14 protein-coding genes and 1 other RNA gene are annotated in these 15033 nt (G+C 45.6%); 9 read left to right on the top strand and 6 right to left on the bottom strand.

Annotated elements, in window-relative coordinates:
• Positions 1 to 125 precede the first annotated feature (125 nt).
• The 3 genes from LAY57_RS25310 to LAY57_RS25300 form a co-directional block, all read right to left on the bottom strand.
• Positions 126 to 1547, bottom strand: coding sequence for a tetratricopeptide repeat protein (locus LAY57_RS25310; protein WP_249069877.1), 1422 nt, complete (start codon positions 1545 to 1547; stop codon positions 126 to 128).
• Between the two features lie 523 nt (positions 1548 to 2070).
• Positions 2071 to 3801, bottom strand: coding sequence for a bifunctional 3,4-dihydroxy-2-butanone-4-phosphate synthase/GTP cyclohydrolase II (gene ribBA, locus LAY57_RS25305; RefSeq protein ID WP_249069876.1), 1731 nt, complete (start codon positions 3799 to 3801; stop codon positions 2071 to 2073).
• Positions 3802 to 3863: 62 nt separating this feature from the next.
• Entirely contained in the window at positions 3864 to 4007 is a 144-nt protein-coding gene (locus LAY57_RS25300) for a hypothetical protein (RefSeq protein ID WP_249069875.1), read from the bottom strand.
• Between the two features lie 103 nt (positions 4008 to 4110).
• Here LAY57_RS25300 and argC point away from each other — a divergent pair, with 103 nt between their 5' ends.
• On the top strand, positions 4111 to 5169 hold the full coding sequence (gene argC / locus LAY57_RS25295; protein ID WP_249069874.1) for an N-acetyl-gamma-glutamyl-phosphate reductase: 1059 nt from the start codon (positions 4111 to 4113) through the stop codon (positions 5167 to 5169).
• Between the two features lie 248 nt (positions 5170 to 5417).
• On the opposite strand, the gene eno is transcribed toward argC, so the two are convergent.
• Positions 5418 to 6707 carry a phosphopyruvate hydratase gene (eno, locus tag LAY57_RS25290; RefSeq protein WP_249069905.1) on the bottom strand — a complete coding sequence of 430 codons (1290 nt, stop codon included), beginning with the start codon at positions 6705 to 6707 and terminating at the stop codon, positions 5418 to 5420.
• Positions 6708 to 6958: 251 nt separating this feature from the next.
• Here eno and gloA point away from each other — a divergent pair, with 251 nt between their 5' ends.
• From gloA to queF, 5 genes are all read left to right on the top strand, one after another.
• Positions 6959 to 7393, top strand: coding sequence for a lactoylglutathione lyase (gloA, locus tag LAY57_RS25285; RefSeq protein WP_249069873.1), 435 nt, complete (start codon positions 6959 to 6961; stop codon positions 7391 to 7393).
• A 195-nt stretch (positions 7394 to 7588) separates the two neighbouring features.
• An RNA gene (ffs, locus tag LAY57_RS25280) (signal recognition particle sRNA small type) lies at positions 7589 to 7685 on the top strand.
• A 24-nt stretch (positions 7686 to 7709) separates the two neighbouring features.
• Entirely contained in the window at positions 7710 to 8081 is a 372-nt protein-coding gene (locus LAY57_RS25275) for a phasin family protein (RefSeq protein ID WP_249069872.1), read from the top strand.
• A gap of 188 nt (positions 8082 to 8269) precedes the next feature.
• The gene (locus tag LAY57_RS25270; protein WP_249069871.1) at positions 8270 to 8704 is read left to right on the top strand and encodes a hypothetical protein; all 435 of its coding nucleotides are present in this window, start codon (positions 8270 to 8272) and stop codon (positions 8702 to 8704) included.
• Positions 8705 to 8713: 9 nt separating this feature from the next.
• Positions 8714 to 9145: a preQ(1) synthase gene (queF, locus tag LAY57_RS25265; protein ID WP_249069870.1), complete on the top strand. Its 432-nt coding sequence runs from the start codon at positions 8714 to 8716 to the stop codon at positions 9143 to 9145.
• Positions 9146 to 9186: 41 nt separating this feature from the next.
• On the opposite strand, the gene LAY57_RS25260 is transcribed toward queF, so the two are convergent.
• Both LAY57_RS25260 and LAY57_RS25255 read right to left on the bottom strand, forming a co-directional pair.
• Entirely contained in the window at positions 9187 to 10581 is a 1395-nt protein-coding gene (locus LAY57_RS25260) for a cytochrome c biogenesis protein (RefSeq protein WP_249069869.1), read from the bottom strand.
• Between the two features lie 54 nt (positions 10582 to 10635).
• A complete protein-coding gene (locus tag LAY57_RS25255) occupies positions 10636 to 11376 on the bottom strand; it encodes a cytochrome c biogenesis protein CcdA (protein WP_249069868.1) in 741 nt (246 codons plus the stop codon).
• 106 nt (positions 11377 to 11482) lie between these two features.
• On the opposite strand from LAY57_RS25255, the gene LAY57_RS25250 reads away from it, so the two are divergent.
• The 3 genes from LAY57_RS25250 to LAY57_RS25240 all read left to right on the top strand — a co-directional run bounded on the left by LAY57_RS25250 (position 11483) and on the right by LAY57_RS25240 (position 14891).
• A complete protein-coding gene (locus tag LAY57_RS25250) occupies positions 11483 to 11743 on the top strand; it encodes a type II toxin-antitoxin system ParD family antitoxin (protein WP_249069867.1) in 261 nt (86 codons plus the stop codon).
• 8 nt (positions 11744 to 11751) lie between these two features.
• On the top strand, positions 11752 to 11895 hold the full coding sequence (locus LAY57_RS25245; RefSeq protein ID WP_249069866.1) for a hypothetical protein: 144 nt from the start codon (positions 11752 to 11754) through the stop codon (positions 11893 to 11895).
• Positions 11896 to 12326: 431 nt separating this feature from the next.
• A complete protein-coding gene (locus tag LAY57_RS25240) occupies positions 12327 to 14891 on the top strand; it encodes a CHAT domain-containing protein (RefSeq protein WP_249069865.1) in 2565 nt (854 codons plus the stop codon).
• Positions 14892 to 15033: the final 142 nt, after the last annotated feature.

Genomic DNA, 15033 nt, shown 5'->3' with positions numbered 1-15033 from the left:
CGATCTCCTATTTAATCGATCAAAATGGAATACTTATTTAATATTAACTCAGATTCGTAGGTTGAGAGAAGCGAAACCCAACCTACAAAAAAATGCTACTCCGATTGATGTGCATTTATAGTATTTTATGCTTCAGTCAAGGTAGGATTAATATTACTACTTTGACTGACAAAAATATTGCCAAAATTGATACCCATCTGCGAATTAGCAGAGATATTAGTTGGATTGAGATGTAGTGCGTGGTTAATATCTTCAATGCCGCCTAATCGATCGCCCAGATGAAAACGAGCTAGACCTCGATTCAGATAAGCTGCACTTAGATTGGGATTCAGTAGCAAGGCTTGGTTAAAGTCTTCAATTGCTTGTTGATTATCACCCATCCTGTAACGAGCAAATCCCCGGCTATTATAGGTTCTGGCATCGTGGGGATTGAGTTGCAATGCGTGGTTAAAATCTTCGATCGCGCCCTGTTTATCTCCCAAATCCGAGCGTCCCAAACCCCGGCTTACATAGGCTTCAGCTAAGTTAGGATTTAGCTGCAACGCCTGATTGAAGTCTTCTAACGCTTGCTGGATGTCTCCCTTGTCGCGAAGCACAAGTCCCCGATTGTTGTAAGCTGCTGCATAATTGGGATTAAGCTCGATCGCTCGATCGAAATCTGCGATCGCTCTATGATGATTTCCCACAGCATAGTGGGTCAGCCCCCGGTTATAATAAGCATTAGCTTTATGGGGATTAATCTCGATCGCCTGAGTATAGTTTTCGATCGCTCCTTCATTATCTCCCATCAAAGCGCAGACATTACCTCGATTATTGTAAGCTTCCGCATCGTTGGGATTGATACCCAGCGTTTGGTTGTAATCTTCAACCGCGCCTTTTTCATCTCCCAGAGTGCAACGGGCAAAAGCTCGGTTGTAGTAAAGTTCTGCTACAGTGGAATCGATCGCCAGCGCCAGTTTGAAATCTTCAATTGCTCCTCTTGAGTCCCCCACTTCAAAGCGAGCTAGACCCCTGTTGTTGTAAGCTTCGACCAAGTTCGGCTCAATCTTTAGAGCCCGATTAAAGTCCTCAATAGCTCCCCTTGCATCCCCCATCTGAAATCGAGCCATCCCTCGATTGTTATAGGCTTCGGCGAAGTTTGGCTCAATTCGCAAAGCGCGGTCGTAATCTGCTCTAGCTTCTGGAAAGTCCTTCATGTCAAAATGGACTAGACCTCGGCTGATGTAAGCAATCACAAAGTTTGGATTCAGTTCTATTGCTTGGCTAAAGTCTGCGATCGCTCTATGATATTCTCCTAAGTTATGGTAGGCATTGCCCCGATTGCTATAGGCTGCCAGATAGTCAGGTTGGAGGCGCAGAGCTTGGTTAAAGTCTTCGATCGCTCTTTTGTAATCTCCCAAGTCATACCGGGCAAGTCCCCTATTGTAGTAGGCTTTGGCATGATTCGGTTCAAGGCGCAGAACGCGATCGAATTTTTCAATAGCACCTTGATAGTCTCCTTGCTGAGCCTTGTCTACGCCTTGGTTCAAGCAATTTTTAATATTCATAGTTTGCAATCCTGATTCACCAATGGTTTATGTATGAAGTCTTGGCTATTCCTCGGATTGCTAAACCAATCAAGTTCGTAGGTCTACAAATCTGAAACCGTCAAACTTGAGTAGATGACCCTAGCTCCTTGTTTACACCGAGAATGCCTTTGTTTGCCTGTGGCTTTGAGGTAATAACTTGAGTGCAATTACTTAATCCGTCAGTTTTTATTATGGCTCTAATTCCCCGTAAATATACTGTTATTATCCCTAAAATTAGGTGAATATATCAGTCTTTACAGAATCTTTAAATATCGTCTGCGGGCTTTCACTTAAGCTTCACAAACTCAACGGCAACACCTTGTGGGAGAGTGGGAGAGGGGGAGAGGGGGAGAGGGGGAGAGGGGGAGAGTGGGAGAGGGGGAGAGGGGGAGAGTGGGAGAGTGGGGGAGTGGGGGAGTGGGGGAGAGTGGGAGAGGAGAAAAGCAATAAAAATGTTCTTAAGTGAACAAAAGCATAGCAACTCCGAAAGAGCGCCTTTTGGCTAGTCAGAAGACTTATCAGCAGAAAAGCTATAGATTTTTTGGGTTTCTAAGTGGCTACAGACCGATGAAGGCAGCTGGGGCAAAGAGAAAGTCTGACGATCGAGCTGCACCTGCAAGCTAGTCAGAGGGTCAAACCCTTGTGAAATCAGGAATTCCAGCCGTTTTAAATTAGGCCAAGCAGCTAAATTGTCCAGAATTTGGGCTAGCGCTTGCACGTAAGGATGGTTGGGTTGCTCGAACCATCCCGGTGCTGCTAAATTGGGTTGATCGAAGCCTAAATGAACGGTGAGAGAAGGATTGCCGAAAAGAGCGATCGCCACAGGTCGCGCTTCCTCCTGCAACAAAAGATGAGACAAACCCGCCAAAAAGCGCAATTTCTCTAATCTTTCATAGCGTTCTTGCACAGAAGCCGACTCATCTTTCCACTCGATCGCCACAGTCACCAGATAAGTCTGCAACAGCAGATGACCCAGCTTTTTAGCTTTAGTGGCGAGATAGCCAGAATTGTAGTCAGTCGCCTCGATCAGCAACGGTACGCGATCGACCACCTCCAAACCATAACCCTTTAACCCAGCAATTTTGCGAGGATTGTTCGTAATCAGGCGGATTTTTTTGATACCCAAATCGTTGAGAATTTGAGCCCCCACACCATAATTCCGCAAATCAGCGGGAAAACCCAATCGCTCATTTGCTTCGACTGTATCCAACCCCAAATCCTGTAAAGAATACGCCTTCAACTTATTAATCAAACCAATTCCTCGACCTTCTTGGCGCAAGTAGACCACAACACCAGACCCAGCACTCTCAATCATCTTCATTGCTGCCACAAGCTGCATCCGACAGTCGCAGCGCAGAGAACCCAAAGCGTCACCCGTGAGGCATTCCGAGTGCATCCGCACCATCACCGCTTGGTCTGAGAATGCGGCTGGATCTCCCTTGACAATGGCAATGTGTTCGGAATTATCTAGAGTATTGCGGTAAGCATAAATTTGGAACTGACCGAATTGGCTGGGTAATTGGGCAACAGTCTCGCGGCAGACAAACCGTTCGTGTTGGAGGCGGTAACCGATCAAGTCTGCAATACTGATGATTTTGAGATGGTGAGTTTTGGCATACTCAATTAACTCTGGCAATCGGGCCATCGAGCCATCGGGGTTTTGGATTTCACAAATCACCCCAGCTGGGTACAATCCGGCTAATTGAGCCAAGTCAACACCCGCCTCAGTATGACCGGCGCGTTTGAGGACGCCCCCTACTCTGGCGCGGAGGGGGAAGATGTGGCCGGGACGCCGTAAGTCGTTAGGCTTTGTAGCTGGGTTAATTGTTACCTGGATGGTGCGGGCGCGATCGTCGGCTGAGATGCCGGTACTAACGCCCAGATGAGTTGCGGCATCGATGCTGACCGTAAAAGCTGTTTGGTTGCTATCGGTGTTGTTGGTGACCATCAAAGGCAGGTCTAGTTCGTCGAGGCGATCGCCAGTCAGCGCCAAACAAATCAGTCCCCTCGCATACACAGCCATGAAGTTAATCAAGTCAGGTGTGGCAAACTGAGCCGCGCAGATCAAGTCACCTTCGTTTTCCCGGTTTTCGTCATCCACCACCACCACCGCTCGACCGGCTTTTATATCTGCTAGAGCGGCATCAATTGAATCAAACTGAAAAGATTGTATAGAGACGTTTTGGGGTGGTTCCACAGTTAAGCGATCGTAAACTTTTTTAAAGCTTTTCATCTTTGATTGTAGCCTTTTCCCGTAGGTAGGGGCTAGGAAAGTCAAAAGTCAAAAGTCAAAAGTCAAAAAGGGAGTGGGAGAGTGGGAGAGGCGAGAGTGGGAGAAAGGGAGAGGGGGGGAGTGGGAGAATGACAACTGACAACTGACCACTGACAACTGACCACTGACAACTGACAACTGACAACTGACCACTGACCACTGACCACTGACTTCTAAAATCTAAAATTCCAAAGTGGGATTTTAGTACTACAATGCAGCAAAAGTTGAACCGTTTTGTTTTAAACCAAAAGCGTAAAAAGGTCAAGGATCATGGGTGATATGCGGCGCGTGCCCGTTGGGATTGTAGGCGCGTCAGGTTACGGCGGCGTCCAACTGGTGAGACTGCTGATGGAACATCCAGGAGTCGAACTGGTTTACTTAGGCGGTGAGAGCAGTGCTGGGAAGCCTTTTTCCGACCTGTACCCGCACCTGGGTCATGTAGTTGACCTGATGATCGAACCGATCGATTTAGAAAAAATAGCCTCTAGATGTCAAGTTGTTTTTCTTTCTCTCCCGAATGGTTTAGCCTATAAAATGGCACCAACTCTGTTGGAGAAGGGATGCAAAGTTTTGGATCTCTCAGCCGACTATCGCTTTACCGATCTAGATACTTATACAGCATGGTACGGTGGCGATCGCACCGATAAAGAACTAGCAACTACTGCCGTCTACGGGTTGCCAGAACTATATCGCGATCGCATTGCAGGAGCCCAGTTAGTGGGATGTCCCGGTTGCTATCCCACAGCCAGTTTGCTAGCGCTTTCACCGCTGCTCAAACAGGGTTTAATCTTGCCAGAAACCGCCATTATCGATGCCAAATCCGGCGCTTCTGGCGGTGGGCGTCAAGCCAAAACCAATCTGTTACTAGCAGAAGCAGACAACACTTTGGGAGCTTATGGCGTAGCCCGCCACAGACATACCCCGGAAATCGAACAAATTTGTAGCGATTTAGCCGGACACGAAGTTACAGTGCAATTCACTCCCCACCTAATTCCAATGGTGCGGGGAATTTTGGCAACCGTCTATGCCACTCTCAGAGATCCGGGGCTAGTGCGAGAAGACTTAATTACGATTTACAACGCCTTCTATCGCAACGCTCCGTGGGTGAAAGTATTATCAGGTGGTATTTATCCCCAAACCAAATGGGCTTGTGGCACAAATCTCTGTTATATCGGCGTCGAAGTTGACCCCAGGACCGATCGCGTAATCGTAATGTCAGCAATTGACAACTTAATGAAAGGTCAAGCTGGTCAAGCCTTACAGTGCTTAAACCTGATGATGGGTTGGGACGAAACCTTGGGATTACCGAATATGTGTTTCTATCCCTGATCCGGACTGGGGCCACAAAAGTCAAAAGTCAAAAGTCAAAAGTCAAAAAGGGAGTGGGGACTGGGGCTATAAAAGTCAAAAGTCAAAAGTCAAAAGTCAAAAGTTAAGAAGGGATTGGGGAGTGGGGATTGGGGATTAGTCATTAGTCATTGGTCATTGGTCATTAGTCATTCTCCCCCGCTCCCACTCTCCCCCTCTTCCACTCTCCCACTCCCTTTTTGACTTTTGACTTTTGACTTTTGACTTTTCTACTTAGGCCCTAAACCAACAGCACCGGCGTAGATTGCCTGGTCGCCTAATTCTTCTTCAATTCGTAGCAGACGGTTGTATTTAGCCACCCGTTCGCTGCGACAGAGAGAACCAGTTTTGATTTGACCGGCACGAGTTGCCACAGCTAAGTCCGCGATCGTGGTATCCTCAGTTTCGCCGGAGCGATGACTGATTACCGAACGATAACCATTGCGGGTTGCCAGATCGATCGCTTCGAGAGTTTCCGTCAAAGAGCCAATTTGATTGAGTTTAATCAAAATGGAGTTACTGGCTTTCGTTTCAATGCCTTTTCGCAAACGGATGGGATTGGTGACAAACAAATCATCCCCGACTAGCTGAACGGTACTACCCAACTTCTGCGTCAGCAGCGTCCAATTCTCCCAGTCTTCCTCGTGCAGCCCATCCTCGATCGAAACAATTGGGTATTGCCCAACCAAACTCGCCATATAATCTATAAACTCAACAGGCGAGTGAGCTGCACCATCATAGACATACTGGCCTTCTTTGTAGAACTCGCTAGCTGCCACATCTAGCGCCAAAGCAACTTCTTCTCCCGGTTTATAGCCAGCCTTCTCAATCGCCGCAACCAGCAAATCCAAAGCCGCTTGATTTGACTCTAAATTAGGTGCAAAACCACCTTCATCGCCCACACCAGTCAGCAAACCCTTGTCGTGCAACACTTTGCTCAGAGATGCAAATACCTCTGCACCCCAGCGTAGCGCTTCCCGAAAAGAGGGTGCCCCTACAGGTACAATCATGAATTCTTGAAAATCCACATTATTATCAGCGTGGGCACCACCGTTGATCACATTCATCAACGGCACTGGCAATAGGTTCGCCAAGGGCCCACCTAAATAGCGATAGAGGGGCAGTGTCAGTGCGGCTGCACTAGCTTTTGCTGCCGCCAGGGAAACCGCCAGGATAGCATTGGCACCCAGATTGGATTTATTGGCAGAACCATCCAAATCGATCATCGTGCGGTCTAAGAGTTCCTGGTTAACCGCATCCAAACCTAACAGTTCGGGGGCAATTTTTTCTTTGACATTTTCTACAGCGGTGAGAACTCCTTTACCTCCGTAACGGCTTTTATCCCCATCCCGCAGTTCATGGGCTTCAAAGGTGCCAGTAGAAGCACCGCTGGGAACTTGGGCTAGTCCCATAACGCCGTTAGCTAGATGGACTTCCGCTTCAACTGTAGGACGTCCCCGCGAATCGAGGATTTCTCGCGCTTGAATAAATTCGATCGCAGTATCGAGTGTGTCAGTCATGGTATCTAACCTTGTAGTAGCACGGATGGCAACAGGCGCGTGACTGGCGGTACGTGCTTTTTGAGAAAGACGCACCCCAGAAAGCCATCGTTAAGCATAAATGTTTAACAGACTCATGAAACAGAGATTAAAGATGTCTAAGGATTTTATTTGTTGTTTCCTTAACAAAGTTGATAAAAAGTTAGGTTTATCGGCAGCCGGAAGTGGCGTACCCCTAGAATGGAAAGCAGCGAGTGAATTTGGAGTTGGCCATGCGACTGCTACACACGATGCTACGAGTGGGCAATCTGGAAGAATCCGTTAAGTTCTACAGTGAAGTGCTGGGCATGAAGTTGCTGCGCCAGAAAGATTATCCAGATGGCAAATTTACCTTGGCTTTTGTGGGATATGGGGACGAGTCTGACCACACTGTCTTGGAATTAACTTACAACTGGGGAGTCGATAAGTACGATTTGGGCGATGGTTACGGTCACATTGCCATTGGAGTCGATGATATTTATGGTACTTGCGAAGAAATCAAGGCTCGTGGCGGTAAAGTAGTGCGAGAACCAGGCCCGATGAAACACGGTAATACTGTGATTGCTTTTGTGCAAGACCCCGATGGGTATAAGGTTGAGCTGATTCAGGTCGGTACGACAAGCTCTGCCGTCCAAGACCAGGAATCCGAATTGGTCAGCAGTCATTAGTCATTGGTCAGTTGTCAGTTGTCAGTGGTCAGTTGTCAGTTGTCAGTGGTCAGTTGTCAGTTGTCAGTGGTCAGTTGTCAGTTGTCAGTTGTCAGTTGTCAGTTGTAATTAATTATTTTTTGACTTTTAACTTTTGACTTTTGACTTTTGACTTTTGGCTGCACAAGTTCTGTGAATGATGCTATCCTAGTCTTAGACCTGGACTCACGCGGCCACAACGCCCAAACCTTGTCAGAACCGGAAGGTAGCAGCAATACGGGATGCTTGTAGCAGGCGTGAACTCCGGGTCACCCTTTTTTAAAGAGCAGCAGCGGCTATGGCTGGTTTAGGAGATCTGGTTAAAAAAGCGTTTTACCTGGGAGTTGGGGTGGTTGCCTCTGCGGGAGAGAAGGCGGGCGTAACACTAGGGGAACTGCGAGAGCAAGCCCAAAAACTCACAGATGAAATGGTGGCAAAGGGCGAAATGACAACCGAAGAAGCCCGACGTCTGGTTGACGAGATGGTAAACCGAGCCCAGGAGCAGCAACCTATTAGCTCATCCACGGAAACCAAACCCTCTGAACCGCGTCGCATTGAAATTGTCGTTGAAGAGGATGACTCCCCAGGGGGGGAAACGAAGAATGTGGATTCTTTACGAGAACAAGTTATAGCACTGCAAGAAGAACTGCGCCATCTGAAGCAGGATTAATATGGTGACAGCCGATGCGTTGTCAGCACTTGAAGTTATGCTTGGTGTTTATGGTTATGGAATAGCCTTTTGGCATAAATATACAAGCAACGACCGTTAATATATTGTTTATTAAAGATGTTCACATTAAAAGGCTTGTCTCAAGAAGATTCTAATTTATTTTGAGAGGTAGGCCAACATAAGAAACTATGGAAGAATTGCAGAAAAATTTGGTTGAAATACTAGAGACGGTTGCTAATGAAGCGGAGCAGTTCTTACTTGACATTACTGAAGTGCTGGAAACGTTTGCAGTGATTTCTGAAGAAGTTGCCCATGAGTTGCAGACCAGTATATCAGAAGATGTAGAGCGGTTTTTTAGTCAGGTGGTCGAGCCATTTCTGGGGCTGAATTCGCAACTGGAAGAGACATTTTTCGAGGATGAATGGTCAGTAAGCGATCCGGAAGATTCTTTGCAAACCCAACATCCTGCTTGTGTTGGTTGTCGTCATTTCCACGGTCAAGCTTATGGGGGTAATTTGTTAGTTTGTGGAATGCACCCTTATGGTTGGGATGGGGATAATTGCCCAGATTGGGAATCGGGTGACAGAATGGATAACGATTACAATCCACCATTTATTTTTTAGGTACTTATCATGGCTAATTCCTCAACTCAATTCAATACCACGCCAGAGTCTGTAGTATTGGAGCAAACTTTAGAGATGAAGTATGGGGAACGGGATATTGCTGAAGGAAAGCTGATAACTTTCGCCAATCCCCGCGTGGGGCGACGCTACAATATCAACATTACTTTGCCAGAGTTTACTTGTAAGTGTCCTTTTTCTGGATATCCTGATTTTGCGACAATCCAGATTGCCTATGTGCCAGATGAAAAGGTGGTGGAGTTGAAGGCGCTGAAACTTTATATTAACAGTTACCGCGATCGCTACATCTCTCACGAAGAATCGGTTAATCAAATTTTGGATGATTTTGTTGCTGCTTGCGATCCTTTAGAGGTAACTGTGAAAGGGGATTTTACTCCTCGCGGTAATGTCCATACGGTGATTGAGGCGCGTCACCAAAAGTAAGAGGGAGGAAGGAATCCCTCTCTCTCAATCGCCGGACGCTATCAAGTTTCGCTGGCTAATGAGGTGGGTGCGATCGCAACTTTTTCACTAATTGCAGGCGTTTTGAGTCGATCCAAAATATCGATCACCTCGCGCTCGAAGGCGACTTGAGCGCGATTTGTTCTACCGCCTACATATAGCAGTCCATCTTCTTGTAGCGCCCAAATCTGGGAGTGAGAGACATAGCTCATAATCACGCCTAGCATGAGTAAACCAAAACCAGTGTAAACAAATGGAATACCTGGATCGGCTTTAATTTGCAAACCAGTACTGCCGACAACTTCCACAATTTTAAACCTGACGCCATTGATTTCGGCAGACATTCCTTCGCGAAGAGTTGATATTAGTTTACCCGCAGTATCGTAAATTAGTAAAGTTCCTTGCAAGTCCCGTGTTAAAAGGGAAACTCCCTCACTCAAATCCGGTTTGGTGGGAATCCAAGTTCCCCAAATTCTACCTTTACCGCCAGTATCTAATTGAGCCATAGGTAACTGCAAAATCGGGCTATTATTAAACTGGAATCGGATCGCGGCGATGCCCCAATCTGTCTGATAGAATGTCACTCCCCGGTAGCGTAGCGGTTTGTTGACGTAAATTGTCTGACGATCTACTTCTTTTCCTTCTTTATCCAAAACTGATAGATCGGAATAAAACTGGTTAACTGCACCTTGTGGCGTGTAGTCAATCCAGAAGCGATTTACCTTTAATGACCAATCTTTGGGAAATTGCGGTTCTGCCAAAGGCCCAGCATCAATGATATTTTTAACTTGAAAAGTTTGCCCGCTAGGAACCATTTCTTGAGCCAGAAATCCGGTCATGGCTCCCCAAATCGATCCTGCTAAAATGATAAGCATACTGGCATGAACGACGATCGGGCCGATCCGTCCGACTATGCCTTTACGAGCATAGAGAGTATCTGCTTCTTGAAAGATGCGATAGCCGCGCTTTTGCAAAGCTGGCAATAACGAATTTATGGAACCTGTTTCTATTTCTGCACTTAAAGCTAATTTTTCAAACTGGCGGGGTTGGTCGTAAAATTTCCAACTGCGGGCAGCTTTTAAAGCTGGAAATTGACGGGTAAATGTGCAGGCGCTTAAGCTGCTGCCAAATAAAATCAGCAGGGATAAAAACCACCAAGTGCGATAAACATCGTTTAATCCCAAGATTAAGATAACTTTCCAGGTGAGGAAGCCAAATAAAGCTGGATGTTCTGGATAGTTTGTCTGGTAAAATGGAATAGATTGACCTTGTTCGATGAGGGTGCCGCTGATGCTGAATAGTGCGATCGCTAGCAGTAGCAAAATCGCAAATCGTAAATTTGCCAGTAGCGGCAATAACTCGCCCTGGAAGAATTTTTTTACTTTGGTAATTGGTGATTGGTAATTGTTAATTGTCATTTTCCCTTATCTTTTTTCTATGACGCTTTGTCTTAAGTGATTCCGAATTGGTAGTTACCACATTCTCACGGGAATCCGAGACAGCAGCGAAAATACGCCAAATCCTACTAACAATGCGCCGCTAACTGGATTTATCCAACCAGACCAACGACGCAATTCCAATAATTTTTTAATAGAGGCGGTGAAAGTACCAGCCACAATTAATGGCGCGACGTATCCTAATGTATAGGATAGCAGCAAAACAGCGCCTAAAATAAAGTCTTTTGTTCCTGCAACCCAAGCTAGCAATGTTGCTAGAACGGGAGTGCTGCAAGGGGAAGCAACTAAGCCGAATGTTAAACCTAGCAGATAGGAACGGACTCCTGCTGGTAAATCTTTGGAGATAAATTCTGTGTTGGTAAAGGATGGAAACTGTAAAGGCAGGGCTTCTAGTAAGTTTAACCCCATCAGGATAGCGATAATGCTAACGACGATCGGCAACCCAATGCCAATTTGACCGTAAACTTGTCCCAGCAAACCTGCTGCAATTCCCAATCCAGCGAGGGTAGTTGCCAATCCCAAGGAAAACCAGGTGGATTGCGCGGCTGCTTGCAGGCGGCTTTTGGCTTCATAGCCGCCGATGTAGCCGATCGTAATCGGTAACATGGAAAGCATACAGGGTGTCAGGCTGGTGAGCAAGCCCGCTGCAAAAATGATGCCGACACTCAGCCAACTGAGTTGAGTTAGCTGAGTTTTGACGAGGGTATCGGCAAATTGTCCAAGTTGGTAGAGATAAGTTTGCAGTGTTTCTATCATGCTGGGGCTAGTGGAATGCTTGACCTGCTTGCATTGTAGCTTAGATTCGATTTTGGCAAAATATGCCACAATAAAAATAAGGAGTTAAATGAGGTAAGTAATACCCGTGACAAGTATTAATATTTCTCTACCTGACTCAATGCGAACTTATATTGAAGAACAGGTAGCTCAAGGGGGTTATAGTACAGTTAGCGAGTATTTTCGTCAGTTAATTCGCCAAGACCAAAAACGCAAAGCTACAGAACGTTTGGAAGGGATGTTATTAGAGGGTTTGGAATCAGGAAATGCTACGGCGATGACGGAGGAAGATTGGATGGAGATTCGTCAAGCTGTGCGATCGCGTATTTCCAAGCATCAGGGGTTGTAGGGGGAAAAATGACCTCGCTCCAAAAACGTCCACAAGTTATCCGTGACTTGATTGAATTAGCGACTTACATTGCAGAAGATCACATGGATGCTTCCGATCGCTTTCTGAGCGCGGCTGAAGATATCTTTGATAATGTTGATGAAAATGAATAAATCTTTATTCATTCGGTGTAAAGTGAAAGGGCGATCTCCGGCTAAAGTGGTGCGATCGCTATGGCTCTTTGAATATACAAGGGGCAGGTTTTGCCATGATTCTTGTCGGTTACTCACAAATTACAGCGGCTTGCAGCCGCGTGAGGTACAATAAAATGATTTTCTTGATAACGCGACATTTGGGGCGGGTTTAGCAGATAATTTGTGGCTAACGGACAAGAATCATGGCAAAACCCGCCCCTACAATTTACCTGTACCTCACCCACTCGCAAGGCGCTGTATCTACCAAACCCGCCCCTACAACTTATCTGTACTTTTTTTATCTGTAAAAGTATGATTTGATGGCATAGATCAAAACTGCCAGAATTTTTGTTTACACTGCCGTTTCACCTTGGTTTAAAACAGTAATGTCGCTGCACTTTTCCCAAAAAATGACCGTGCATCTCCGAAAAATTGGCTTTACTGTGTTGATTACCCTGCTGAGTGCTGGTGCAATACCTTTTGCTGCTAATTTGAGGGTGATATTGTCTACGCCGCCAGTGTTGGCGCAAACGCCAGATGCAAGGAAAGCAGAAGCAGATAGACTGATTGAGCAGGGTACGCAGCAGTATCAGAGTAATCAATTTGAAGCCGCAGTAAAGTCTTGGCAACAAGCACTAAATATTTATCGTGAAATAAAAGACCGCGAAGAGGAGGGTAGAGTACTCGGAAATATGGGAGTTGCGTACCTTTATCTGGGAGACTACCCAAAAGCGATCGCATACCATCAGCAAAGATTGGCCATTGCACAGGAAATTAAAGACCGAAAAGGTGAGGGACACGCACTGGGAAATTTAGGAAATGCTTACTATTTCCTGGGAGACTACCCAAAAGCGATCGCATACCAACAGCAAAAATTGGTCATTGTACGGGAAATTAAAGACCGCCAAGGGGAGGGAGAGTCACTCGGAAATCTGGGAATTGTTTACTATAACCTGGGAGATTACGCAAAAGCGATCGAATACCATCAGCAAAGTTTGGCTATTGCACGGGAAATTAAAGACCGAAAAGGTGAGGGAAGAGTACTCGGAAATCTGGGAAATACTTACTTTTCTCTCGGAGACTACCCAAAAGCGATCGCATACCATCAGCAAAGATTGGCCATTGCACAGGAAATTAAAGACCGCCAAGGAGAGGGTGCAGCACTGGGAAATCTGGGAATTGCTTACGATTCACTAGGAGACTACCCAAAAGCGATCGCATACCAACAGCAAAAATTGGCCATTGTACGGGAAATTAAAGACCGCCAAGGGGAGGGAGAGTCACTCGGAAATCTGGGACTTGTTTACTATAACCTGGGAGATTACGCAAAAGCGATCGCATACCATCAGCAAAGTTTGGCCATTGCACAGGAAATTAAAGACCGCCAAGGAGAGGGTGCAGCACTGGGAAATCTGGGAATTGCTTACGATTCACTAGGAGACTACCCAAAAGCGATCGCATACCAACAGCAAAAATTGGCCATTGTACGGGAAATTAAAGACCTACTTGGGGAGGGACAGTCACTCAATAATCTGGGACGTACTCTATTCAAATCTGGCAATCTCGCAGCAGCAGAAACAAACCTCAACAATGCTATTGAGGTATTTGAATCACTCCGAGGTGGATTAACTGATGCCCAAAAAGTATCTATTTTTGAACAGCAATCTACATCCTATCGCACTTTACAAGAAGTCCTAATTGCCCAGAATAAAACAGATACCGCGCTCGAAATAGCTGAACGAGGTCGCGCTAGAGCATTTGTGGAATTATTAGCCAAAAAATTAACTTCTAATCCTCAAGAAACCTTGCCTACTGCATCTCTTAAACCTACCATTACCCAGCTTAAAAAAATTGCCCAACAGCAAAAATCTACCTTAGTTCAATATTCGATAATTTATGATGACTTCCAAATCCAAGGTAAACAGCAATGGAAACAATCAGAACTATATATTTGGGTAATCAAACCCACAGGGGAAGTTACCTTTCGCCGCAGCGACCTCAAACCATTATGGCAGAAACAAAATACAACATTAGCAGACCTCGTTACCACCAGTCGAGAATCAATAGGAGTTAGAGGTCGAGGTTTATTTGTATCCGCCAGAGTTGAAGTAGTAAACCCAACTGAAAAATTACAACAACTTTATCAATTACTAATTCAACCAATTACTGATTTACTACCTACAGATCCTAATGGTCGCGTTACTTTCGTTCCTCAAAACGAGTTATTCCTAGTTCCCTTTGTTGCACTCCTTGACGCCCAAGGCAAATATCTAATTGAAAAACATACAATTCTGACTGCCCCATCAATTCAAGTCTTAGATTTAACTCATCAACAACGACAATTAGTTTCAGGTAAAGATATCTTAATTGTCGGCAATCCCAATATGCCGAGTATCGCCGAAAAAATTGGAGAAACACCGCAAAAATTACCTAGCTTACCGGGTTCAGAAACCGAAGCAAAAACGATTGCTCAATTATTCAATACGCAAGCGCTTACAGGTAATGATGCTACCAAATTAGCGATATTACAGTTATTACCAAAAGCCAGGATTATTCATTTAGCAACACATGGGTTAATTGATGATTTTACAGGTCTAGGCATACCCGGTGCTGTAGCACTTGCACCATCAGGAAATGATAATGGTTTACTGACTTCTAGCGAAATTTTGGATTTGAAATTACACGCCGAATTAGTAGTTTTAAGTGCTTGCGATACTGGACGTGGTAAACTAACTGGCGATGGCGTAATTGGATTATCTCGTAGTTTAATTAGTGCGGGTGTACCCAGTGTAATTGTATCGCTTTGGTCAGTGCCAGATGCCCCAACAGCAGTATTGATGACTGAATTTTATCAAAATTTGCAAAATAACCCCGATAAGGCTCAGGCATTGCGTCAGGCGATGCTGAAGACGATGAAAAATCATCCTGAACCGAAAAATTGGGCAGCTTTTACTCTGATTGGAGAAGCTGAGTGAGCAAAAAAACTCGGTGTACTTCTGCTTTACTCCCTTCCCGGTGGAAGACTATGTATAGTGGTCGGGCGAAGCATTGCGGGATTTATCTTAACTCAAAAACGAAACGTTAAATCCGCAATGCTTCGCCCCTACAGAAACTTGT

It is taken from the genome of Argonema antarcticum A004/B2, from assembly GCF_023333585.1.
GTDB classification, from domain to species: Bacteria; Cyanobacteriota; Cyanobacteriia; order Cyanobacteriales; family Aerosakkonemataceae; genus Argonema; species Argonema antarcticum.
This window is presented reverse-complemented; position numbering and strand designations above follow the sequence as displayed.